Source organism: Aquimarina ulvae (assembly GCF_053613295.3).
On record NZ_JBSIBP030000002.1, the window covers coordinates 621,845 to 647,459 of the forward strand.

Annotated in this window: 20 protein-coding genes; 6 read left to right on the forward strand and 14 right to left on the reverse strand. The window is 33.8% G+C overall.

The annotated features are described in order from the left end of the window. Positions 1 to 604: 604 nt before the first annotated feature. From ACWGOQ_RS06365 to ACWGOQ_RS06395, 7 genes are all read right to left on the reverse strand, one after another. Positions 605 to 1,147 carry a type 1 periplasmic binding fold superfamily protein gene (locus ACWGOQ_RS06365; RefSeq protein WP_452055966.1) on the reverse strand — a complete coding sequence of 181 codons (543 nt, stop codon included), beginning with the start codon at positions 1,145 to 1,147 and terminating at the stop codon, positions 605 to 607. A 4-nt stretch (positions 1,148 to 1,151) separates the two neighbouring features. After that, positions 1,152 to 3,551 (reverse strand): TonB-dependent receptor, encoded by a 2,400-nt coding sequence (locus ACWGOQ_RS06370; protein ID WP_452055965.1) that lies wholly within the window; start codon positions 3,549 to 3,551, stop codon positions 1,152 to 1,154. 75 nt (positions 3,552 to 3,626) lie between these two features. Then, positions 3,627 to 3,911, reverse strand: coding sequence for a hypothetical protein (locus tag ACWGOQ_RS06375; protein ID WP_452055964.1), 285 nt, complete (start codon positions 3,909 to 3,911; stop codon positions 3,627 to 3,629). 57 nt (positions 3,912 to 3,968) lie between these two features. Beyond that, the gene (locus ACWGOQ_RS06380; RefSeq protein ID WP_452055963.1) at positions 3,969 to 4,817 is read right to left on the reverse strand and encodes an alpha/beta hydrolase family protein; all 849 of its coding nucleotides are present in this window, start codon (positions 4,815 to 4,817) and stop codon (positions 3,969 to 3,971) included. Position 4,818: 1 nt separating this feature from the next. Continuing rightward, positions 4,819 to 7,554: a PD-(D/E)XK nuclease family protein gene (locus ACWGOQ_RS06385; RefSeq protein ID WP_452055962.1), complete on the reverse strand. Its 2,736-nt coding sequence runs from the start codon at positions 7,552 to 7,554 to the stop codon at positions 4,819 to 4,821. 70 nt (positions 7,555 to 7,624) lie between these two features. Beyond that, on the reverse strand, positions 7,625 to 9,019 hold the full coding sequence (locus ACWGOQ_RS06390; RefSeq protein ID WP_452055961.1) for an OmpA family protein: 1,395 nt from the start codon (positions 9,017 to 9,019) through the stop codon (positions 7,625 to 7,627). A gap of 285 nt (positions 9,020 to 9,304) precedes the next feature. Then, positions 9,305 to 12,457, reverse strand: a complete 3,153-nt coding sequence (locus ACWGOQ_RS06395; protein WP_452055960.1) for a UvrD-helicase domain-containing protein — start codon at positions 12,455 to 12,457, stop codon at positions 9,305 to 9,307. 200 nt (positions 12,458 to 12,657) lie between these two features. Between ACWGOQ_RS06395 and ACWGOQ_RS06400 the strand changes: the two genes are divergently transcribed. Then, positions 12,658 to 13,266, forward strand: coding sequence for a superoxide dismutase (locus ACWGOQ_RS06400; protein ID WP_452055959.1), 609 nt, complete (start codon positions 12,658 to 12,660; stop codon positions 13,264 to 13,266). A gap of 267 nt (positions 13,267 to 13,533) precedes the next feature. Here the strand turns inward: ACWGOQ_RS06400 and ACWGOQ_RS06405 are convergent, their stop codons facing one another. The 4 genes from ACWGOQ_RS06405 to purN all read right to left on the reverse strand — a co-directional run bounded on the left by ACWGOQ_RS06405 (position 13,534) and on the right by purN (position 18,015). Beyond that, complete coding sequence (locus ACWGOQ_RS06405; protein WP_452055958.1) at positions 13,534 to 15,432, reverse strand: amidophosphoribosyltransferase; 1,899 nt, start codon at positions 15,430 to 15,432, stop codon at positions 13,534 to 13,536. 100 nt (positions 15,433 to 15,532) lie between these two features. Continuing rightward, positions 15,533 to 16,462 (reverse strand): PfkB family carbohydrate kinase, encoded by a 930-nt coding sequence (locus ACWGOQ_RS06410; protein ID WP_452055957.1) that lies wholly within the window; start codon positions 16,460 to 16,462, stop codon positions 15,533 to 15,535. Positions 16,463 to 16,531: 69 nt separating this feature from the next. Beyond that, positions 16,532 to 17,167 (reverse strand): ribonuclease H1 domain-containing protein, encoded by a 636-nt coding sequence (locus ACWGOQ_RS06415; RefSeq protein ID WP_452055956.1) that lies wholly within the window; start codon positions 17,165 to 17,167, stop codon positions 16,532 to 16,534. A gap of 269 nt (positions 17,168 to 17,436) precedes the next feature. Further along, entirely contained in the window at positions 17,437 to 18,015 is a 579-nt protein-coding gene (purN, locus tag ACWGOQ_RS06420; protein WP_452055955.1) for a phosphoribosylglycinamide formyltransferase, read from the reverse strand. A gap of 178 nt (positions 18,016 to 18,193) precedes the next feature. Here purN and ACWGOQ_RS06425 point away from each other — a divergent pair, with 178 nt between their 5' ends. From ACWGOQ_RS06425 to pyk, 5 genes are all read left to right on the forward strand, one after another. After that, positions 18,194 to 18,427 carry an acyl carrier protein gene (locus ACWGOQ_RS06425; protein WP_027394586.1) on the forward strand — a complete coding sequence of 78 codons (234 nt, stop codon included), beginning with the start codon at positions 18,194 to 18,196 and terminating at the stop codon, positions 18,425 to 18,427. A 17-nt stretch (positions 18,428 to 18,444) separates the two neighbouring features. Next, on the forward strand, positions 18,445 to 19,698 hold the full coding sequence (fabF, locus tag ACWGOQ_RS06430) for a beta-ketoacyl-ACP synthase II (RefSeq protein WP_452055954.1): 1,254 nt from the start codon (positions 18,445 to 18,447) through the stop codon (positions 19,696 to 19,698). 2 nt (positions 19,699 to 19,700) lie between these two features. After that, positions 19,701 to 20,438, forward strand: coding sequence for a ribonuclease III (rnc, locus tag ACWGOQ_RS06435; RefSeq protein ID WP_452055953.1), 738 nt, complete (start codon positions 19,701 to 19,703; stop codon positions 20,436 to 20,438). A gap of 198 nt (positions 20,439 to 20,636) precedes the next feature. Then, the gene (locus tag ACWGOQ_RS06440; RefSeq protein ID WP_452055952.1) at positions 20,637 to 21,125 is read left to right on the forward strand and encodes an IPExxxVDY family protein; all 489 of its coding nucleotides are present in this window, start codon (positions 20,637 to 20,639) and stop codon (positions 21,123 to 21,125) included. Further along, positions 21,125 to 22,552, forward strand: coding sequence for a pyruvate kinase (pyk, locus tag ACWGOQ_RS06445; RefSeq protein ID WP_452055951.1), 1,428 nt, complete (start codon positions 21,125 to 21,127; stop codon positions 22,550 to 22,552). Before ACWGOQ_RS06440 ends, pyk begins: the two co-directional genes overlap by 1 nt. 395 nt (positions 22,553 to 22,947) lie before the next feature. On the opposite strand, the gene ACWGOQ_RS06450 is transcribed toward pyk, so the two are convergent. The 3 genes from ACWGOQ_RS06450 to ACWGOQ_RS06460 form a co-directional block, all read right to left on the reverse strand. Beyond that, positions 22,948 to 24,399 (reverse strand): ATP-binding protein, encoded by a 1,452-nt coding sequence (locus ACWGOQ_RS06450; RefSeq protein ID WP_452055950.1) that lies wholly within the window; start codon positions 24,397 to 24,399, stop codon positions 22,948 to 22,950. A 43-nt stretch (positions 24,400 to 24,442) separates the two neighbouring features. Further along, entirely contained in the window at positions 24,443 to 24,838 is a 396-nt protein-coding gene (locus tag ACWGOQ_RS06455; RefSeq protein ID WP_452055949.1) for a DUF2721 domain-containing protein, read from the reverse strand. A 182-nt stretch (positions 24,839 to 25,020) separates the two neighbouring features. After that, positions 25,021 to 25,566: a hypothetical protein gene (locus tag ACWGOQ_RS06460; RefSeq protein WP_452055948.1), complete on the reverse strand. Its 546-nt coding sequence runs from the start codon at positions 25,564 to 25,566 to the stop codon at positions 25,021 to 25,023. Positions 25,567 to 25,615 lie beyond the last annotated feature (49 nt).

Genomic DNA, 25,615 nt, shown 5'->3' on the forward strand with positions numbered 1-25,615 from the left:
TTGAAACTAAATTATAATATTTAACACAAACTCAACTTATACATAATTATGATTGTTTCAATTTTGCTGTTTTTTTTGATTAGGTTTTTACGCCGCGAATATAAGGTCTAATCTTCAAATTTCATTATCAATTTTGAGTGGTAATATACATTTAACGATGCCATAATATCTCATTAAAATTGTTGAGATTAAATCACTAGAAATCAGTGTTTACTATATATTAGTGTCTTTTCTCAGTAATTTGTTACCATATTATTAGTTGTTTTTATCCAAAAAATAAATAAGAGCATAATTATCTAATAAGAATTAATCAAAGTTCGTGCCTAATTATTAATATTATGGTTAAAATCTAATAGTAAAAAACAACCCTCAAGGTAAATACCTCAAGGGTTTGATTGAAACAAATCGGTACTAATAATAAAATACACAAACTCAACTTATTATTATACTATAATTTAAATTGTTTCAATTTTACTGATTTTAATTTTTTACAATTAAAAAACAAGACTCCTGAGGTAACTACTTCTCAAGAGCCTTGTCCTGAAAAAAATGTTTGTTTATATAAACAAACCCAACTTACTGTTATATTTTTAGTTACGGTGTTTTACTGTACAGTCACACTGAAAGTTACTTCAATATCAGTTTCTCCACCGAAATCATCTCTAGAATCTCCTGTTTTGCTTGTAGGTTCGTGAATTAAAAAGGCTGTTAAGATTCCTGCCGTAGTGCCTGAAGATGACCAGTCTGTGGAAATATTAATTCCGATATTATCAGAATCTATGGTATCATCAGATGCATTGGTAAATGTTAAACCGCTAACTGTCGTTTCGTAAAAAACAAAATGCTCATCTCTTTCTGCAATTACTTCTGCAGTAATGTCTTCTATATCATTAGGATCTGATTCGTCAAGAAACTGTATTTTAAAATTGTAAGAGGTATTTGCGGATAGCATAATTGCCTCCTGATCACTTTCTGTCCAGGTATATACTTCTGGAGTTGTAGCACCTGACTCTAAAACCGTTAACCTTACCGTTGTAATGGTTTCTTCTTCATTAATCACCGTTGGATTATCGTCATCACTACTGCAAGCCGATAATCCGATAGCGAATAAAAATAATACTGTTAATTTGCTAATTGCTGTTCTCATTGTTTTAAAATTTAAAATTTAAGTTAAGTGTAAAGTTCCTACCAACATTATCTGCATAGTACCGTTGTCTATTTAAGTAATCTCTATAATTTGTATTTAACATATTAGTAATGCTCAAGCCGACTGTTAGATCTTTTGGATTCCATATGTCAAACATATATGCTCCTGATATATCAAAAATACTATATCCAGAAGGTGGCGTAGAAACATCCACCAAAGCAGTTTGTTCTACTCCATTTTCAATAAAGTCTGTATCAAAATTGTTATCAGGGAATCTGGTTTGTTCCAAAACCGATGTATTTCTTAGTTTAATATTCCAATACTCCTTTTCGTACATTAATTCTGATCTAAAATTAGGAGCTGGCATATTGATTAGTGGTTCATCCGCTACAGTATCCTGGCCATATATATAGGAGAATGCCGTATTGAATCTAAAATTATCTGTAATGTCTATCTGATAATCTATATCTACTCCATAGAGTAAAGCGTTCGTTTGTTTGTATTCCCAAACAGGGAAAGATCCTCTTATTGTAAATTCTAAACCTGTGGGTTCTAATAGTATAAAATCTTGTATTTTACTTAGGTAAGGAGATATGATTACGCTACCTATTCCAAATAAGTCTTGGTGTGTACTACTCACAGAAAATTTTAAAGCTTTTTCCTGATCAAAACGTAAATCCCCTAATTCTATGATAGCGGCACTATGGTGCAATCCATCACTAAATAACTCCACAGGATTTGGAGCCCTATTAGCAAAAGAAACATTCGCTAGAAGAGCATTTCCATCATTATAAGAATAATTAATTCCTGCTGATGCAGAAACACTATGATAATCAAAATTAGGGTTAGTTAACCATTGATCACCTTCGTCTTCAATAATAAGACCTGCAAACTCAGTATTATATCCACGTTCATCCCAAAAATCTTTTCTATAAAATTTCTTAGCGTCAATATTTACAAAATCATATCGTACTCCTGCATCTGCAGTCAGATTTTCTAAAATTTTAAATTTGGTAATGGCAAAAAATCCTGCTGAAGTTTTATTGTAGTCTGGTATCAATCTTCGGATACCTGTTTCGGGATTAGGTGTATTAATCTGGTGCGTATACTGAAACCCAATATTCTTTGTAAAATTATCATTAGAGTCAAATAAAAAATTACTTTCTAAACTGTGTGTTACTAACTCTAAGTCTAAGCTCGCCTTGTCTCGATCGTCACCTCTTCTTATATCAAATTCTTTCCTATTATTATATTGAAAAGAATATTGAACATTCAATTTACCTAGATGTTTAAATCTATTATATCCTTTCAATTTCGCTAAATGATGTTGCGTCTCTTGTTTTGGAGCATTAATATCATAAGTAAAATCGTTTATAATTAATGGTTCAGAACTATTAGTAGCTCTTACCAAATCTCCAACGTTTCCAATATGTGATGATCTTAGAATACCTTGTGTAGCATTATAAAAACTATAATATCCTTCAAAACCATACGTAAAGCTTGTATAACCAAATCCAGTAGAAAAACTTTGCTCTCTATGTCCAGTATTGCTTAATACATAATCTGGAGCTTCACTATCGCCAAAGTGTTTGAGCGTACCCTGAAATTTGGCTCCCCATCCATCTTCAAAACCCAGATTAAGTGTAGAATTCATTCCACCTCCTCTTCCATTACTACTTAGAGCGACTTGTGCTTTTCCAAAGATTGTATCTCGTAGCGTCGTCAATTTATTTTCTGCAATGATAACACCTCCTATTGCATTTCCACCATATTGTAATGCGCCTGCACCTTTTATAACATTAAGCGTATTGAATGCATTAATATCCAGATTTGGCGAGTGTTCTTCTCCCCATTCCTGATCTTCCTGACGAACTCCATTATTAATCATAATAATCCGGCTGCTATGAAGCCCTTGTATGACCGGTTTTACGATAGTATTACCAGAGCTTAAACTGTTGACACCTGATATTTCTTGTAATGCATCACCAATCGACAAACTACTATACTGATCCAATTGTTTTCTACTCAGTCTATCTTCAGTTTGGCTATTTGTAGTTTTCTTTTCTGGAGAAGTAGCTATATCTACTTCTTCCAAATTGGTAAAGTGATGTTCTAAATAAAAGTCTTTCTTCAAAACCTCACCCACATTGATAGTAACCACCTGAGAGTTACAATCCTCATGTGATATCGTAAAGGCATAAGAAGTAGCACAAAGCCCCGTGATTTTATACATTCCGTTGCTATTTGATTTAATCGTCGTACTATTAAAAGTAATTGTTGCTCCTTCTAGAGGCACTCCATCGTGAAAATCAATGACACGACCAGAAAGTGTTTTATCACAATCCTGAGCCAGTAAATAACTAACTGCTAGAAGAAACACAATACATAATGTGTTTCGTTTCATTCTAAAAATAAAAAAGGGTCGTTATTGCTGATTAGCAATAATAAAACTGGTAAAAATATCTGATTAGATAATCGTTTAAACTACAGGTGGTGCTTTATTGAGAAAAGAATAACGTTCATGCTTATCAAAATAAGTATCGAAAGTATTGATCCGAACAAGATCGACAGGAATAATAATCTCTTTTGGTATTTCTATAGAATCTACGGAAACAAAATCATCATCCAGGTTTTCTGAAGCTAGCTTACATATCTTACAATCTATATCGTTAGCATCATGACCTACCACATGTAGATCTGCTAATTGTATAAAGCTGAATAGTATCAGAAATATAGAAGCAACGATATGTTTATTAAACTTCATGATAACAAATAAACAAAAAAAAATCAAAATCCTTAATAATTAAACAACTAAAGTGTGTTAAAGTATTGCAAACGCTATGGATTTTTCAGTGATTGTTGCTAAATCTTTGGGCATTTCTTTTTGTTTCCAGGGATGTTTTGCTCCAAACACGTGATTCGCACCCTTTACTAAGTACAGCTTACTTTTTGGATTCCATTTATGAAGATTTTCAGCCTCTTTAGCATCAACTGTAGGATCGTCTGCTCCGTGAATAATTAAATGAGGAACTTCAATTTTCTTTACAGCTTTAGAAATGGTTAGTCTTTCTTTGTTCTCTATAAATGATGTATAAAACTGAAACTCGTGCGGCATTTGTTGTTTAGTTCTACCATTTTCTACATAATATATTCCTTTATCTTTCCAAGTTTGCAACGCCGTTCCTTTTGGAAATCTACTTTCATAATCTGAAACTCCTGCCCAAGTAATTAACTTTTTGATTCTACTATCTTCTGACGTTTTTATGGTGGTAATTCCTCCTGCACGAGAATGTCCTATGAGTGTTAGATTATCTTGATTTATCACTTGTTTATCTTCGAAATCAGCAGCCGTAATCCAATCTAAAACAGATTCCAGATCATCTAATTCTATCATGTAATTATTACGACCAAAGGCTTCTAAATTCGGGAAATCTATAGGTTGTTCTATGGTTCCTCCATTATGAGAAAAATTAAACTTCACAAAGAAAAACCCAGCTTCTGCAAATGCTTTTGCAACCAAATCCCATGCTCCCCAATCTTTAAACCCTTTATAACCGTGGCAAAAGATAGCTACCGGTTGCTGCTTCTGTTGATCATCATAAAAAAGGTCTGTTAAAATTGGTCTCCCGTGTTTTCCTTTTAATACTTCATTTTTTTTCTTTATAATCATACTACACTTCTTTTTCTGTAAAAGGAATCTCTAAGGTATAAATTTCGGTAATTAGTTTCTTAAGTTGGATTAAATATTCGTCAAATACTTCCGGAGTTATTTCGTAATCAACTTTCCCTCTTATAGAAGCTTTAGTTCCAAATTTCAGAAATCCCTCTCTAAGATTTTTAAAGGAGATGATTCCTGCCTGAAAAGAGCTACCTACTGGCTCTTCATTATAGTGCATATATGCATACGCTAACACCTGAATGGCTTTACTATATTTATAATCTTCTGTGATTACATCCCAATCTGTTAGTATCACATCATTTTTATTTACTTTACCTGTTTTGTAATCTATAATCCGAAGCTGTCCATCCAGTTCATCAATTCGATCTACTTTTCCTTTTATATAAACAGGGAAACCAAGTGCGGGAATCTTTAATTCGGTTGTTAGGTTACTCTCTATAGCTATAATTTTTAATTTTGATCCGGACGCAAGCAACTTCTTTTCGGCTTTTAAAAAATTATAGATATATCGTTTGGCTACCTCAAAAATAAGCAGATTTTTACCTTGAGTAATATCTAATTTCGAATACTCTTTCTGGAAATGGTATTTGATTTCCATATTGATTTGGGAACTCATTTTATCAATATCCGCTATCGACACGAATTTATTTTCTAAAGGTTTATATAAATTCTCAAGTGTATTATGAATTACAGTGCCTAAGGTGTTGGCAGCAATAGTTTCTTCTACCTGATCAGTTTCTCTGATCCCCAGGATATATTTGTAATAAAAGTCCACCGGATTTCTGATATAGGAAGTTAATGCAGAAGGGGATAGACCATGACTGGCTAATTCTCTAATTTTTTTGAGTATAGTCTCATCTTTTTTAATGACTAGCGGTAAACTTTCTAACCTTGGTATTTCAGAAGACATTATATATTTAGACAACTGATGTGTGGGTACTTTGTCAATTTCTAGCTGATGTAAAAATCTACTTTTCTCACCACCACCTACTCCATCATCTTCGGAGTTATATAGTAAATATACATTCTTTGCTCTCTGAATTAAACGATAAAAATGATATGTGTAAATCGCGTCTTTTTCCTTGTATGTAGGGAGATTGTAGGCTCTCTTAAGATCATATGGTATAAATGAATTCATGCTTTTTCCTGCTGGTAATATACCTTCATTAACTGAAGTAATAATAACAGTTTCAAAATCTAAACATCGCGATTCTAACATACCCATCAATTGCAGTCCTCTAAAAGGTTCTCCTATAAAATCTAATGTTTCTGTACCTATCATATCTTTATAAAGGTGATATAAAGAAGCGATTGTAGTGAGGTGTTGATACGCATTACTAAGTGTCGATAATTTATTAAAAATCAAATGAAAATGATATACATATTCTAATTCTAAAGAGTTTTTTTTGGTATCTAAACTCTCTTTTAATAGCTGTACAATTTTCTTGCATTGTTCAATGGCATTAGAAGCTTTAGTCCAAGGTGAAAATAAAATTTTCAATACGTCCTTCTTTGGGTGGTTTATTTCACTCCACAATTTTTCTAAAGAAATAAAAATCAGGTTTTCTCTCGAAATTTTTGCAATTAATTTATTCGCCAAAGAACCTAACAGCCAATGCGCTGGTTGACTGTTTAATATCTCTAGAACTGACTTATAGTACAGTCCTTTGGGGTGTTTGATTTTTTGTAATGAAAACAGCAGTTCGAAAAAAGATGTTACAGGAACATCCTTAAGTGGTAATCCCATGGTAATATTTAACGAACCAACAGACTCTGGCAATGAATTTAAAACTGGTAACAATAACGATTCGTCTGCCAGCACCAATGCAGTGTTCTCTATATTCTCTGAAGGAATAGATTTAAGTATTTGACCTGCTAGTTTTGCCTGTCCAATGTTTTTAGGAACACCTATTAGTTTTATACCCTTAGGAGAAGAAAAATTATCTTTTATCCATTCGAATTGATGTTTTTTATAGTAGTTCCATTGCGTTTTATAACTTCTTAAAAACAAAGAAGCTTCGTGATATTTATTTTCTAAGAAAAATATATCTGCATCCCAGTATACTTCGGCCATATTTGCATCTAGCAATGACTGAAAAATAACTTGTTCTGCGTTATTAAGCGCATTGAAACCGACAAATATATGCTTCTTGGTATTTTTTTCGACATAGTCAGAAACATTTTCTGAAGCTTTTCTATATAATAATCCTTGATAACCTATCTCCTTCTCTAAAAGCTTATTTTTAAAATTCTTATAGTAATCGGCAAGGTTGTTCCAAAAGCTGATATACCTTTGTATTAACGCTGTCTTTTCCTTTTGGAGGTACCAATGATTTATATCTTGTATCCCAGACAGATATGAAAAAAAGCTTTCGTTATCGATGCAATATCGATCAATTTCATTAAAGTCATAGATGAGTGTCTGTGCCCAACTACTAAATGTTTCCAGGTTTTCTTTTTCTAGGTTGGTATGTGTATTTAGATAAGTCTCATAAAATTCAAATAGCGTTTGCACCGTATCAATTTGCCGTAATCCAGACAATTGTGTAATAAACTCTTCAATACTTAGAATGATAGGCGCCAGTAAGGTTTGGTTAGCATACCTAAGTAATAACTCCCTTTTAAGAAAAAGTCCCGCTCTTTTACTAGGAAGTATAAAGATAAGCTCACTAATATGGTGATCCTTCTTCTCTACTTCTGATATAACTTCTTTTAAAAAACTATCCACTCATTAAAAATAAAAAACGTCCCGAATAATCGGGACGTTTTATTTATGTTTATAATTTAGTGACTACTTATTACTTCACTAAGTTAATTTCTACACGTCTGTTTTGTGCTCTACCAGCTCTAGTTTTGTTAGAAGCGATTGGTCTATCTTCTCCGTAACCAACTGCAGATAATCTAAACTGATCTATCCCATTTTCAGTTAAGTAATTTTTAACTGCATTAGCTCTAGAATCAGAAAGTCTCTGGTTCAATTTAGCAGAACCTTGACTATCAGTATGCCCTTCTACTGTAAATTTAGCAGTAGGATATTCTTTTAGTATAGCAATAATATCACTCAATACTTTAGAAGACTGTGCTTTAATTGTTGATTTACCTGAATCAAACAATACTTGAGCAGCATACTCATTTAAAGTTTTTTGGATTTCTTCAGTTACTTCAGGACAACCGTTGTTAGCAACAGTACCAGCAACATCAGGACAGTTATCATCTTTATCTAATACTCCGTCACCATCTTTATCTTGGTAAGGACATCCATTGTTAGCAGCAGGACCAGCCTCATTTGGACAACCGTCTTTAGCATCAGTGATTCCATCACCATCAGCATCAGGACATCCATTTAAATTTGCTAAACCAGCAACCGTAGGACACTCATCTTTAGGATCTGGGATTCCGTCACCGTCTGTATCAGCACATCCATTAAACTCAGCAGTACCTGGAGTATCAGGACAGTCATCTTTAGCATCTGTTATTCCATCACCGTCTGTATCAGGACATCCATTAAATTCGGCTAAGCCAGGAACGTCGATACACTCATCGTCTTTGTCAAATACTCCGTCTCCGTCTGTATCTTTACCTCCGAAAGCAAAAGTAATTCCAGCAGAATGTTGGAAATGAGTTGGAGGGTAGTTACTTGCTTCGTAGTCTTCAAATACGTGCTTATACGTAGATTGTACGTTCAATGCTAAATTTTCAGTTAACCAGAAGTTAAACCCTAAAGATCCATTTAATGTACCAGCACCAATCTCATCAACCCAAGTGTATCCACCACCTATTCCTAAGTAAGGGTCAAACCATTTAGTTTTTAAAACATTCTTAAGACTATAGCTAACTCTTGCATCTGCTGCATAGTAAGAAAGGTCGTCAGCTGTAACTTGAGTTCCATCAGGAGTCTCTCCTAACTTGTCTATTTTATTTACTGTACCTGCAACAGTAAACGTAAAGCCGTCTCCTATATATCTACCAACTGATAATTTAGATACAGATGGAAGAATGTTCCAGTGGTCACTAGCGTTAAAAAATTCGTCAAAGATTTCTCCTTGAATGGGTAAATCTCCTCCGGTAGGAAAAATATCAACAGCATTAACGCCAATCGATACTGCCCAAGGGTTATTTTCATCCTGTGCATTCGCAGTACTAAACCCAAGTACTAATAACGAAGCCACTAAAAATCTGCTAAGATGTTTCATATTCAATAATTTAATTTTTAAGTGTTAATTAGAGCAAATGTAATATGTTAAAAATTACTGTCAAAGACAAAACTAATAAATTTTTCTTAATAGGCCAGTGTATATCGACCTTTGCGAAGTTTTTAAAACCCTATTTTAAGTCTTTAAGCCCCCCTCAAATGCGAAAAAAAATGACGTACTAAAAAGAAATCTACAAATGTAATTTCTTTAATTACGGTACAATTATAAGATAAAAATATTTTTTATCAGTAAATTTCTACTAGTAATTACGAAAATAGTTCTTATTTATATGTATTTTAAAGTGAGTTCTTCGTTAAGGTATACTAATATTTTATTATGAACCTTGTATCCTATCATCTTAAGAAGTTCACTATATTCCTCTATTTGATTAACATGTGAGGCGTTGTGCTCCCCTGTTTTATAGTCGATTATGGTTGCTAATCTTTTGGAGTCAATAACCACCCGATCTGGTCTATATAGTCTTCCATTTGACATAATATCTCTTTCGTTTAGCACTTCATTATCTTCAGAAAAATATCTTGAGAGTTCTGGGTGATTAACTATTTTTTCTAGTTCAGCATTCAGTAATTTTTTGCCCAAAAGACTAATCTTACCCGTTTCGAAGGCATTTTCTATAACTTTGGGCAGATCCTTATGTGTATAGATAGTGGACATCAATTCATGTATGAGATTACCTTTTTCTATTGCGGCTGCCTGGGATGTATCCCACAGTTTTCCTGAGTTTGTAACAATCTGCACTTTACATTGCTCTCGAGTCCCTTCAAATTTTTTAAGTATAAAGTTTTTTATTTCAGAATCAGTCTTTTCAATTTCTTTATATGGTTTTTCGGGCTTACCAAAATCATAGGTCAACTGTTGACTACCCCAAGCTCCTGTATGTTTTAGATAATTAATAAGCTTACCTGAAAATTTATTTGAATTGCTCTCTCCTTTACTATTTAATTCTGCTTTAGAAATAATATAAAGCTGTTCTTCAGCTCTGGTTAAGGCCACATACAAAAGATTAAAAGCATCCAACTCTAATTGTGATTGCCGGTCTAGTACAATATTTTCTGCTCGCACTCCATAATTCGAAAGCTCCTTATTGTAATTAACAAACACTTCACCAAAACCACTAAAATCTTCTTTGGATACAGGCAACCAAGTTTTTGGTTCTATTTCTCTGTATATGTCCATGTTTGCGTATGGATAAATTACGCATGGAAATTCTAAACCTTTGGACTTGTGTATCGTCATGATCTGAATTGCCTCTTCTCCTTCAGGGGCAATAATACTTAGCTTATCTTGTTTATGCTTCCAATAGGACAAAAAACCAATCATACCTTCTGCATGCTTCTGTGTATACCCAAATACAACATCCAAAAGAAATTGTATATATGCTGGCCCTGTTGCTGCTAAGTTAAAACTATTAATAATATACTCTACTCCTTCATAAAGTGGTTTTACTTCTAATCTACTAAAACTAAAATCGATCCCTAACGATTGAACTGCTTCACAAAATAACTTCTTGTCTGCAAATACAAGCTTGTTCAGGAAATCGTGTGTGTCTGGTATAGAAAATTGTTCTGTTATAAAATGTAGAACATTCGTTTTGGCTAAAAGTTCATCTGGATATACAAACCAAGTAAGCATATTTACTATAAAACGAACTTTAGGGTCGTTTTTAAGTAATAAGGTCTCCGAAGAAATTATAGGCAGACCCTTTTCTGTTAAGAAATCTGCTATTACTGTCCCCTCTTTTCGTTTTCTGGTAAGGACACATATCTCATTTAGGAGATATCCCTTTTCTTTAAGTTCTAAGATATATTCATATACTTTTTCGGGGTATATTTCATTTTCTTCAGCTACGTTTTTAGAAGTTATAAAAGAGATGTTTACATACCCGTTTTTCTTATCATTGTATTCCTGGTTATTACCTAATAAATATAATTTCTTATGCGTGTCGTTACTAAAGTCATTCGATAAGAAAGTAAACAGGTCATTATTAAACTTAACGATCTCGTGATGACTTCTATAATTCTTAGGTAAATTAAGTACCTGTTTTTCCACCGGAAAGGGGTTCTGGTTTAAACAAAGATTCATAAATTGTTCTGCCTTTCCTCCCCGCCATCGATAAATTGCTTGTTTGGCATCTCCTACAATAGTTAATTGTCCCTGTTTACCTGACAAAGTCTCTGAAGTAAGTGCATTTTCGATCAGAGGAATAATATTCTTCCATTGCAATTCTGAAGTATCCTGAAACTCATCAATAAAATAATCTCTATATCGTTCTCCTAATCGCTCATATATAAAAGGGGCCGGTTGATCCTGAATTGCATCGCTGATAATTTTATTGAATTCCGAAATCAAAAGAATACTTCTTTCTTTTTTGATAGACTGAAGTTCCTTATTTATAACATTCAGAACAGAAAGAGGAATAAGATTTTTGATGATGTTTTCAAATAATTTCGAATCTAGTATTTGCTGTTTAGTTTCCAAAAACATTTGTTCTATTGATGGTCGAATAGTATCGATGATGCCTTTTTTACTCTCTGCTAAAGTCTTATTGTAGAAATCAGTCTGCTTAATATTCTGCATCCATTGGGTTTTTTCGAAATTAACTTTCAAATCCCCTGATTGAAGCTTCATGAAATATTTGGGTATGTAACTTCCTTTAAATTCATTGTTTGCAATTCCATTACTTTTAATCAATTCAAAAAAATCATTTGCAAGCTTCTGAATGTTTTCTTTATTATTCTTTATTTTAGATTGTAATTCATTTTTAAAAGCTTTAAAATTCAATGCTGTTTTATTCGAAAGATTATCCAAATGTACCCGATCATTTTCACTAAATAGAAGCCTAGCTATTTTGTTTAGTTCTACTGTGATATCCCAACTCTTGTCATCTTCTAATTTGCTTAGAGCAAAATCAATAATTGTTCTGGTGAGTTCATCGTCTTCTCCGACCTTAGCTATTACCGCGTCTACAGATTCTTCAATTAAGGATTCGGTATCCATTTCAATTTCGAAGTTCATCGGAATTCCTAAATCGCGCGCAAACGTTCGGATGATTCTATGTGTAAAAGTATCTATGGTAACTATATCAAAAGCCGCATAATTATGAAGAATATTTTTAAGAATGTTATCAGCCTTCTGTTGTATGATATGCTCTTCTAGTTCAGTTTCCTGAACAATATCATTTAGCAAAAGGGTATGTTTTGCTGAGGGTTCTTTATTACTTATCCCAACGAGGTTTTCTAAAACTCTCGTCTTCATCTCTGCAACTGCTTTGTTAGTGAAGGTAATAGCTAAAATATTCTTATAAGCATCCCTGTACTCTCCGGTTAGAAGAGCTATTAAATACGTCTTAACAAGCGTATAGGTCTTTCCTGCTCCTGCTGCTGCATTATAAATGGTAAATGGGGATTGAGAATTCAAGTCTGTTTTTTTACTAAAGTATCAAAAAAAGCAGTTTTCTGGTAAGAATAACTACTAAAAATAAATTGAATGCACAGTAACGCCAAAAGAGTTTCGAAAATTTTAATTTAATTAATTTATAACAAATATTAATTTTTATTCATCGCTCTTATTCCTAAATTTGGTTTCATTTTTTTCTTATTAACTAAAAAAAAAAGATTATGTCATTTGAATTACCAAAATTAAACTATGCCTTTGATGCATTAGAACCTAATATAGACGCACGTACCATGGAAATTCATCATGATAAACATCATGCTGGATATACAAGTAAATTAAATGCGGCTATTTCTGGAACTGATCTAGAAGGCAAAACTATAGAAAATATACTTATTAATCTAGATAAGTCCAATAGTGCTGTTAGAAATAATGGAGGAGGATATTATAACCATGGTTTGTTCTGGGAAGTTATGTCTCCTGATGGAGGCGGTGCTCCTTCTGGTGACCTTGCAAGTGCGATCAATGATACTTTTGGTTCATATGATGCATTTAAGGAGGCTTTTTCTAAAGCTGCAGCAACACAATTTGGTTCGGGATGGGCTTGGTTATGTGTTCATGAAGGAGGTAAGGTTGAAGTATGCGCTACACCAAATCAAGATAACCCGCTGATGCCAGGTGTTGGTTGTGGTGGAACGCCTATCTTAGGTTTAGATGTATGGGAACATGCATATTACCTTAATTATCAAAACCGTCGTCCTGATTATATTACTGCATTTTTTAATGTAATTGACTGGAATGAGGTTTCCAAAAGATATGCACAAGGAAAATAATATTTTATATAACTTATAAAAAAGAAGATTGTCTCTCGAGAGACAATCTTCTTTTTTTATATATATTCACAAAATGTCCTAAAAATAAAAAAAGGTGGAAAGTCCACCTTTTTTTGCCCCAAATCTACCATGAACTTAACCTACTTATGCTATGGCTCTGCTAATATAAAGCGTTATTTCATTGTGAAAAAATGTTTTAGATGAAAAGCTAAAATAATTGTTGAAATACACAAATTAACCGATTTTAACAGCACAATGTTTTATCTTTTAGTATGCACGCTCATCTTTTCCTTCGAAAAAATTTATAAAAGCCTTGTTTACGACTCTGTTTCCACCTGCAGTAGGATAATCTCCAGTAAAATACCAATCTCCTAAATTTTTAGGGCAAGCAACGTGTAGATTATCAACAGTTTGGTAAATGATTTTTATTTCGGCATTCACTGTATTATCACTTAACAACTCTGCTATTTTATCGCTTATTTCCTGATCCGTGAAACCTTTATATATTTCTTTAACAAAATTCTGAACCTCCTCATCCGCCAGGTCCTCTTGTGCTTTGCACTTCTCATACACCTGCTCTACTAAATCGTAGTTTCCATTTTCTTTTAGCAGTTCTAGGGATGCCTTAAAAGCAATAAGCCCTTCTAGTCTTGCCATGTCAATCCCATAACAATCAGGATATCTGATTTGAGGTGCCGAAGAAACAACAATGATCTTTTTTGGTTTTAATCTATCAAGCATTTTTATAATACTTTTCTTCAAAGTAGTACCTCTTACTATACTATCGTCTATAATAACCAAATTATCTTTGGACTTTACCACTCCATAAGTAACATCATATACGTGTGCTACCAAGTCATCCCTGCTACTATCCTCAGTTATAAAGGTGCGCAATTTTGCATCTTTAATAGCTAATTTTTCGGTTCTTAATCTAACGGAAAGTATTTCTGTTAATCGCTCATCAGTTAATGAGTCTTTCTCAGAAAGTATGGTTTCATTTTTTTGTTTGTTTAGTTCATCCTGTGCTGCCTCCACCATTCCGTAAAAAGAAGTTTCAGCAGTATTTGGTATAAAAGAAAAAACAGTATTTACCGTATCGTGGTCAATTTCTTTTAGTACCTGTGGCATGAGTAATTTACCAAGATTTTTTCTCTCTTCGTAGATTTCTGCATCGCTCCCCCTAGAAAAATAAATACGTTCAAAAGAGCAGGCTTTTCTCTCTAATGGTTCTATAATCCTATTGATCGACGTGTTTCCATCCTTTTTGACTATAATAGCTTTTCCTGGCTCCAATTCGATTACTTGATCAAAAGGAACATTAAACACTGTTTGTATTACTGGTCTTTCTGAAGCTACGACAACTACTTCGTCATCCTGATAATAATATGCTGGTCTTATTCCTGCAGGATCTCTAAGAACAAAAGCGTCTCCATGTCCCAGCATGCCTGCCATTGCATATCCACCGTCCCAATCTTTTGAAGATTTCCTAAGAATTTTGGCCACATTTAGTCTTTCTACAATTTGAGGAGATGCATCTACTTTACTATACCCTTCTTTCTTAAGCTTTTTATACAACTTAGCCACTTCAGAATCTAAAAAATGACCTATTTTTTCCATTACAGTAACTGTATCCACGTGATCCTTGGGGTGCTGTCCCAGACGCACTAAGTTGTCAAAAAGCACATCGTTATTGGTCATGTTAAAATTACCTGCTACTATCAAATTACGATGCATCCAATTATTTTGTCTTAAAAACGGATGTACACTTTCTACGCTATTTTTACCAAAAGTACCATAACGAACATGTCCCAAAAGGACTTCTCCTATGTAAGGGATTTTTTCTTTCTGTAAATCAACATCATATGCATACTCCGGATGTTCTATGAGCTCTTTATTAATCCTATCATTAATTTGAGAAAAAATATGCTGAATAGGCTGAGATTCGCTGGACCGGACTCTGCTGATATATCTTTCTCCCGGTGGTGTGTCTAGTTTAATACTGGCAAACCCAGCTCCGTCTTGTCCACGATTATGCTGCTTTTCCATCATTAAATACATCTTATTTACTCCATAAAATGCACTTCCGTATTTCTCTTTATAATACTCTAATGGTTTTAGTAGTCTTATAAATGCTATTCCGCATTCATGTTTTAAGGCATCACTCATTGTATTCCAAAATTCTATTGTTGTGTTGTATAGTAGGTCTAATATTTAATAACTAATTAAAAAAGCCCTAACACAAAATGAGCAGGGCTAAATATTTATATTAAGTTAATTCTATTTCGAATTGTGTTAGCTCTTTAAACTGCTGAAGTCGTTTCTGAACTTCATCCCGATTTAGATTTTCCATTCTTTCTGTTCCAAATTTCTCTACACAAAAAGAAGCTAAATTAGAAGCGTGAATGATCGCTATTTTCATGTTTTCAAAAGAAAGGTCTCCGCTCTTTGTTAAATATCCGGCAAAACCTCCTGCAAAGGTGTCTCCAGCTCCAGTAGGATCAAATACCTCTTCTAGTGGCAATGCCGGGGCAAAGAAAATTTGACCGTTATGAAATAATAACGCGCCGTGTTCTCCTTTTTTAATGACCACGTATTTTGGACCCATTTTCTCAATAGCTCTAGCAGCTTTTACCAGTGAATATTCTCCACTTAATTGTCTTGCCTCTTCATCATTTATCGTAATAACATCTACTTTGGCAATGACCTTGTGCAAATCATCTATAAAAGCATCTTCCATCCAAAAGTTCATTGTATCCAGTATTGCTAATTTTGGCTTTACATTGAACTGTTCAAGAACGCTAAGTTGTACTAAAGGGTTTAAGTTACCTAACACCACAATTTCGGCATCCTTATAATTATCAGGAACTACAGGTTGAAAATCCGCAAGTACATTAAGCTGTGTTTCTAACGTGTCTCTAGAATTTAAATCATTATGGTATTTGCCCTTCCAGAAAAAAGTTTTTCCTCCTTTTACAATTTTTATTGCAGAGGTATCAATATCTTTTTCTTCTAATGTTTTAAAATAATCTTTAGGAAAATCTTCTCCAACCACGGAAACAATTGCAGACGAAATATTGAAGTTTGAAGCAGATAGTGCAATATACGGAGCCGCCCCGCCTAAAATCTTATCTGTTTTGCCAAAAGGTGTCTCGATAGCATCAAAAGCAACGGAACCTACAATCAATAGTTTGCTCATAAAATAGCTTATAAATTTTTTTGCAAATATACGTTTTACTTTTGAGTAGTGAGTAGATTAATTTAAACCTTACTTTCTACCAAAATCTGCTGGAATTTCACCCCAGGCTTTGGTTTCCCATTTGACTATTTTGGTAGTGTATTTGTTTTCCTCTAGCCAAATGATTGCCCTATCTACAAGATCAAACATTTCCTTATTCTTTGAATTACGTGGTAATTTTGTCTTACATGTTTTCTTTTGTACCCAACCCATAGCAATCCTAGAATCCGTATATAAAATTCGATCGCTACCCTTCTTTTTTAAATATGCCAATCCGTGAACTAAAGCCAAAAACTCACCAATATTATTTGTCCCTTGCAGGAAAGGGCCTTGATGAAAAAGTTGTTTTTCTGTTTGGGTATCTACTCCTCTATATTCCATCTTGCCTGGGTTTCCGCTAGAAGCAGCATCTACTGCAATTGAGTACAGGTTAGGTTCGCCTATTTTTTCTAATTGTTTAGCAGTAAGAGAAGATTTTGGTTTACTCCTCCCTTTATAATCTTCATAATCTCCGTTGTACGCCTTTTTCGCTACATCAAAAGACCCGAATGATTTGTATTTTGCATTTGGATATCCTTTTACAGCTGCTTTACAATCCTCCCATTTGGTATAAATTCCTGGTCTGTGACCATCCCAGACAACATAAAATTTTTCTTTTTTTGCCATGCCTTTTTAGTTGATCTTTTTAGTTTTTTTGTTAAAAATACGGATCATCCTATGCTTTTTTGCGTTAGGGATTACTCATTGATTTCAGTTGTTTTAAGAAGTCGTGAATGCACAGCATGAAGCGGCATCCTTTTTATTTAGTGCCTTTAGATGTTATAATGAGCTGGTCAAATGGTTCTCAAAGGGCATTAAAAAAGATATAGCAAATAGCCCGCTCGAACACCCTAAAAAATCCTTTTAAGGCATCGCTCACTTATTAAAACACTACCTCAAACTTCATTCTTCAGTCCTAAAGCCTTTTCAATAACGGCAGGAAAGTGCTTATATTCTAACACATGGATGGCTTTTGCTACGTCTTCTGCAGAATCATCACTACCAACTGGTGTCTTTGCCTGAAATATAATCGCACCTTCATCATAATGTTCATTCACATAATGGATGGTAATACCGCTTTCTTTTTCCTTATTCCTTATTATTGCTTCGTGAACATGGCTTCCATACATACCTTTTCCTCCATATTTTGGAAGTAATGCAGGATGGATATTAATTACTTTATTAGGAAAAACATCAATGATCTTTTTGGGGAAAATCCACAAGAATCCAGCCAATACAATAATATCTGGTTGTGCATCTTTGAGAATATTCAATACCTCATTAGAACCATAAAAAGATTCTTTATCAAAGTGTAAAGCCTTTACCTTCAGATCGTGCGCCCGTTTTAAAACTTTGGCACGCAGGTTATTAGAGAACACATGTGTCACCTCTGCATTTTTTCGTTCTTGAAAGTACTTTATTATGTTTTCGGCGTTGGTACCGGAACCGGAAGCAAAAATTATGATACGTTTCATAGATAGAGTTGTTAATTTAGAGAGCACAAAAAAAATAATAATTATCCATTTTTAGGTCGCAAAAAGCCAATACTTCCATATATTTGATAAAATACGAATACATTTTTAGAGGATTGTGGGGTTTTAAAATAAAGTTTTTTATTTTTGCGACCTAATTAAAAAATTAAAATTAAACATTATGTCAGACATTGCATCAAGAGTAAAAGCGATAATCGTTGACAAATTAGGAGTAGACGAAAATGAGGTTGTAACTGAAGCTAGCTTCACAAATGACCTTGGCGCTGATTCGTTAGACACTGTAGAATTGATTATGGAATTCGAAAAAGAATTCGATATTCAGATTCCAGATGATCAAGCTGAAAACATTGCAACAGTTGGTCAAGCAATATCTTATATTGAAGACGCAAAGTAATAACTTCACAACACAATATGAATCTTAAGCGAGTTGTAGTCACAGGACTAGGGGCATTGACGCCCATCGGTAGCAATATTTCTGAATATTGGGATGGATTAGCCAATGGAAAGAGCGGTTGTGCTCCCATTACTTATTTTGATACCGAACATTTCAAGACTAAATTTGCTTGCGAAGTCAAAAATTATAACCCAGAAGACTTTTTTGATAGAAAAGAAGCGCGTAAACTTGATAAATTTGCGCAGTATGCTATTGTTTCTTCAGAAGAAGCAATTAAGGATGCTGGATTCGACCTTGAGAAGGTAGATAAATTTAGAGTTGGTGTGATCTGGGGTGCCGGTATTGGTGGTTTAGAAACTTTTCAGGAGGAAGTAATTGGTTATGCCAATGGAAATGGAACACCGCGTTTCAATCCTTTCTTTATCCCGAAAATGATCGCCGATATTGCGCCCGGACATATTTCTATAAGAAACGGTTTTATGGGACCTAATTATACCACAGTTTCAGCATGTGCTTCTTCTGCCAATTCTATGATTGATGCTCTAAACTATATTCGTTTAGGTCATTGTGATATCATAGTTACTGGAGGGAGTGAAGCAGCTGTTACTATTGCGGGTATGGGTGGGTTTAATGCTATGCATGCGCTGTCTACAAGAAATGAAAGTCCAGAATCTGCTTCCAGACCTTTTGATGCAACCAGAGATGGATTTGTATTAGGAGAAGGTGGCGGAGCACTTATTCTCGAAGAATATGAACATGCTAAGGCACGTGGTGCTAAAATCTACGCAGAGGTTGTAGGTGGAGGAATGTCTAGTGATGCTTATCATATGACAGCACCTCATCCAGATGGGATTGGAGTAGAACGTGTAATGCTTAACTGTTTAAAAGATGCAGGTGTACAACCAGAACAAGTAGACGCTATAAACACTCATGGAACATCCACTCCATTAGGAGATGTTGCAGAACTGAAAGCAATTACTAAGGTTTTTGGCGACCACGCACCTAACATCAACATAAATTCAACAAAATCTATGACAGGACACTTGCTAGGCGCTGCAGGAGCTATTGAAGCGATAGCTTCTATATTAGCGATGCAAAATAGTTTAGTTCCTCCAACAATCAACCACACTACTGTGGATGAAAACATAGATTCTTCGTTAAATTTAACTTTAAACAAAGCTCAAAAGCGTGAGATTACTTACGCAATGAGTAATACATTTGGCTTCGGAGGTCATAATGCTTGTGTGTTATTTAAGAAACTAGACGAATAATAATGAGTGTTATTCGCAACATATTAAATTCCCGCTCTGAAAAGAACGGGAATTTTTTTTCCAAAATTCAAAATATTCTAGGGTTTAAACCCAAAAGCATTACTCCTTACGAAAAAGCCTTTACACACCGATCGCTAAACTTAAAAGATAAAAAAGGGAACGCAGTTAATTACGAAAGACTGGAGTTTCTTGGGGATGCTATGTTAAGTAGTGTTATTGCTGCTCACCTATTTAAAGAAGTGCCTGAAGGTAATGAAGGGTATTTAACAAAAATGCGAGCTAAAGTAGTTAGTAGAAAGCACTTGAATGAGCTAGGGAAAGATCTAAAGTTAATTGATCTGGTTCGTACCAACATCCCAAAATCTCAGTTTGGAATAAATATTCACGGAAATCTTTTTGAGGCTTTAATCGGTGCCATTTATCTCGATAGAGGATTTGTCTACTGTGAACGTTTTATCCATGAAGCGGTTATCAATCCATACGTAGACATAGACAGTCTAGAAGGGCAGATTATTAGTTACAAAAGTTTATTGATAGAATGGTGTCAAAAAGTAAAAAAAGACTTTAACTACGAAATCTATGAAGATACTGGAAAAGATGAAATGAAACATTTTGCTGTAAAACTTTGGATTGATGAAAAAGTAGTGGCAAAAGCTAGGGCTACATCAAAGAAAAAAGCCGAAGAAAAAGCATCGAAAAGAGCTTATTTCGCATTCCAGTCAAAAATTAATTTCCCATAAATCTGCATAATTATTTTAATTCTGCCCTTAAAAGGTGTTAATAGACTGTAAAATTATCATTCTACCTTCAGTTTTACGCTGGTTAAACTAAAAGATACTAACTCAATCGTTTTCGTATAATATCTTTGTGTTTAATTAAAGTCCCACGGAGATTTTATTTGTATATTTCTCAATAATTCTGGAAAAATATAATTTCTAATGGCGATCCAAAGGTTAGTTTTAGATACTATTATGGATGATGATTATGATCTAATTGCCATTCATTGTTCGTTAGCTTCCTATCGATTAGCTTTTGCATTAAATAAATATATTAATCTTAGACTTTTTAGAAAAAAGAACGATGTAAAATTTGAATATGATTCATATTCGGCAAATTTTCCGCTGTTTCAGTATCAGGATCATTTCGAATATAACACCTATAGTCTTCTGGGAAATAAGTATAGGACAAAAATCCAAACAGCGGCTGTCGCAGATTTATTTGCATCGGAGTCAGAAGATAATTATGTTACAAAACATCTAATTCCAGAATTAAGAAATGTGGATTACTTTTTGAAAATAGAAGCCGAAACTTCTCAGTTCTCCAGTAAATCACTAACAGCTAAGTTGCTTACTATTCCGCAAATCATAACAGCTTATGTTGTGGATTATACGCAACTAAAATCAAAAAATAATTTAATATTTGAATAATGCCCAAAACTAAAAAAACTAAAATAGTGGCAACGCTTGGTCCTGCTACCAGTACAAAAGAAGTGTTGAAAAAAATGCTAGATGCAGGTGTGAATGTCTTTAGAATAAACTTTTCTCATGCTGATTATGAAGATGTAAAGGAGCGTGTAAAAATGATACGTGATTTAAGCGACACATATAGTTACAATGCTTCTATTTTAGCGGATTTGCAAGGTCCTAAACTAAGAGTTGGTGTAATGAAAGGTGATATTATCGTTAATGATGGTGATTTTATTAATTTTGTTACCGGTAAGCCTTTTGAAGGTACTGCAGAAAGCGTTTATATGAACTACGCTAGTTTTCCTAAAGATGTAACGTCTGGAGAACGAATTTTACTGGATGATGGTAAATTAATTTTTGAAGTAGTTTCAACTAATAATAAAGATACTGTTAAGGCTAAGGTTATCCAAGGGGGTCCGTTAAGGTCAAAAAAAGGGGTCAACCTTCCAAATACTAATATTTCCTTACCTGCACTTACAGAAAAAGATATAAAAGATGCAATTTTTGCTTGTAGCCTAGAGGTAGATTGGATTGCATTGTCTTTTGTTCGTCACGCACAAGACCTCATAAAATTACAGGATTTGATTAAGGAGCATAGTGAATATAAAATCCCTATTGTTGCAAAAATAGAAAAACCTGAAGGTGTAGAAAACATCGATAAGATTGTAGCTTATTGTGATGGTTTAATGGTTGCCAGAGGAGATCTAGGCGTTGAAATTCCAGCTCAGGAAGTTCCGCTGATCCAAAAGAAACTGGTTTTAAAAGCAAAAACGGCCAGAATACCTGTCATCATAGCTACACAAATGATGGAAACAATGATCGACAGTTTAACTCCTACCCGTGCTGAAGTTAATGATGTAGCCAATTCTGTAATGGATGGTGCTGATGCTGTTATGCTATCAGGAGAAACCTCGGTAGGTAAATACCCTGTACAGGTTATTGAAACTATGACTAAAATTATTAATAGTGTAGAGAGTTCTGATCTGATACAAGTTCCTCAAAATCCTCCTCATATTAGAACCAATCGATTTATTACAAAATCAATTTGTTATCACGCAGCCCATATGGCCAACGACATCAATGCTAAAGCTATCTGTACACTAACGAATAGTGGGTATACGGCTTTTCAGATATCTGCCTGGAGGCCAGGAGCACATATTTTAGTTTTTACGGGTAATAAACGTATATTATCTCAACTTAGTCTTCTTTGGGGAGTTAAGGCGTTTTATTATGACAAATATGTAAGTACGGATCAAACTGTAGAAGATGTTAATAATTTAGCTTTAGAACGTGGTTTTGTTGAAAAAGGTGATATGCTAATAAATCTTGCCGCTATGCCTGTAACAGAAAAAGGAATGGTAAACACGCTAAGAGTATCACAAACGTAATCGCACTTACCTATCTTATCAATTATAAACTAAATAGACCGCACTTTCATGTATGGTCTATTTAATTTATACTCATTCATTAAACGCGGATTATGCTTTGGAACTTCGTAATGAAGTTTTGAGACCCAATAAATAGTGGCTTTTTCTTGATTTTAGCGTAGCACCGCTAAGGTGAAATAAAAAAGAAGTGAGACATCTGTATTTGAAGTGGCTCACAGATCTAATAGATTTTCTAATGTAGAATGCGGGTTTAATTATTTAAAAAACTTATAAGTCCATATAACATTTTTTTAGCCTCAATGATTTGCTAAACCAAAAATTAAACGTGCAATTATCATCCTCAATTAGGTGTTTTTTTTCTTTTTTAAGAATGTTGTTATAAGTTTGAATACTGTTTAGAATTCAATAGTAAACGTAGTTCCTACACCTACTTTACTCGCTACAGAAATACTGCCGCTCAAAGATTCAACCTGATTTTTTGTTAAAAATAACCCAATACCTACTGCATCTTTATTATAATGAAAGGTCTTATACATTCCGAACACTTTATCTTTAAAAAGGGTCAAATCTATTCCTCTTCCGTTGTCTGAAACTTTTAAAAATATATTCCCTTTTTCTACATACGTTTGTAGAGTAATAATAGGATCTCTGTCTGGATGTTTATACTTAATTGCATTGGTAATTAAATTAAGCATAATACTCTCCAAATAAGCAGGTATGTAATGGATCTCTTCGACCTCTTTAAAATCAGAACGTATTTGGCAATTACTATTACTGACCATATGACTAATTCCATTAATTACCAGATTTAAAGCATCTTTAAATTTTACTGGTGTTTTTTCTTGCTTATTATTGGTCTGTATGGTCACAACTTCATTAAGGTGTTCTATGGTGGTGTTTAGGTTTACAGAAATTGTCTTCACTTCTTTGATCAACTCTTCTTTTTCCTTTGGGTCATTAACATCTTCTATAAGTTGAACTAATAAAGATAGGTTACTGGTATGTGATCTAAGATTATGAGATACAATGTGCGCGAAATTAAAAAGCCTTGAATTCTGAGCGGCAATGATATCTACCGATTTTTGTAATCTGATTTCTTTACTTTTTATATCATCGATATCCTGAAAAACACCACGAATCCCTATAATATCATTATTCTCATTAAATACTGGCTTTCCTATAGCTCTTGCCCAGAATTTTCTATGGTTGGCAGTTACCATTTTTATTTCTGTATTAAAAGGCGTTCCCATCATAGCGCAATTAAAAAAACAATCCGCTGCTAACTGTCTGCTGTCTTCCGTATAATAATTTGCGGAGTCTTTTAGTGACGGTTTATAATCTTCTGGGTATTCTAGTATTCTATATGTTTCAAAATCCCAATAACTTTCTTTTTTTTGAAAATCTACATACCAGCTGCCAGTTGAAGTCATCTGAGCTGTCTCTTTGTAATAGAAATTATCTTTCCTTATTGTCTGATCTGGTCTCCGTTTTATTTTAAAGAAAAACAGAAAACGTATTCCTGCCTTAATATTTACTGGTAATTCATCATTCGTTGCACATCTATATAATTGATACTTTCCATTTTTATTTAGTATCTTAATGTGTTGTTTAAAGTTTATATTGTTGATTCGATAATTAAGAAAATTATCACTAAAAACAGCTAGATCTTCTTTATGAAGAAGTTGCGATATAAAATAGTCAAAATTAGATGAAACATCTCCTTTTACATATCCTAGCATTTCATAGAACTTATCTGACCAATACTCTTTGTAGGGATCATTATGTAACTGCCAATACCCCGTATTGAAGTCTTGCAGAACATTATTAAAAAGTTCATTTTTAAGCATTTAACGTTGGTTGAAATACATGATTCTACCAATATAAGAATTTCTAATTATTTTCTTCTATTGTGTCTAATCTTATAGAAAGTGCTTTGGTAGAGATCTGAACCTCAATAAATGATAAAAGAAGCGAAATCATTAGGGCAAATAAGCTTATACCGAATATCAGGTTTGCCAGATTATTTTTTTCAACATATAACAAAAACATCGTGATTACACTGGTAAGAAAGCTTACTATAGCTATAGCTTGCATGTTTCTTATTAACCATAATCGCTTTCTTAGGTTTTTGATCTGCAAAACGGTACTTTTTGATGGTATATTCAAATACTCTTTATATAGCTGCCGTATTAGAGCTGCTATCGCTAAATATCTCGCGTTATAGGCCAACATTGTCAATGATATTGCCGGAAAAAGCAATGCGGGAATACTCATAGTAAGTGTCATAACAGCAATTTTAATGCACGTAAGGTAACTTAAAAAATTAAAAAAGTCTTTGTACAAGCAAAACGTGTACAAAGACTTTATAAGTAAATTGACTTTGGAGAACCTATTCTATATCTCTTACATCATTTGATTTGTCTCTAAATTATTTTAGTTCTTTTCTAATTAACTGTTTACAGAAAAATTTATTTTATGTTGAATAATTCTGCTATTTCTTCATATGTCATGTGCTTTAAATCCAATGCCGTTATTCCCGCAGCTTGTCCTCCTGGAATGATTACGTATTTATATTGGTTAAAAAACGTACCATTTCCAACACTTTCTCCTTGTTCATTTGCTACTACGGTTATTCTAATTTCTTCACTATCATTCAAAACACTATAATAATAGGATTGTTGTCTGGAAGCTCCAAAAACAATTGGCAGTTGATATGTACGGTTACTTAAATCTGCCTCAACTCTTCTACCATAAACAAGTATTACTCCTTCATTAATAATATTGTTGGTTAGTTCGGGTGCTGGGATCGTGAAAGAACTAGATGTTGGTATAATATCATTACTGAATTCATTAGCAAACCAATCAGAATATATTACATTGGCTGTTCCCGGATCTCCTTGAGGTCCTTGTTCGCCCTGTTCTCCTTGCGGTCCTACCGCACCATCTTCTCCTTCACAGGAAAATATGAATGTAGATAATACTACTACTGTAATAAGCCTTGCTAAATTTGTCATTGCGTTCATTTTTTTGCGATTTAAAAAATTAATGCAACAAACCTAATAA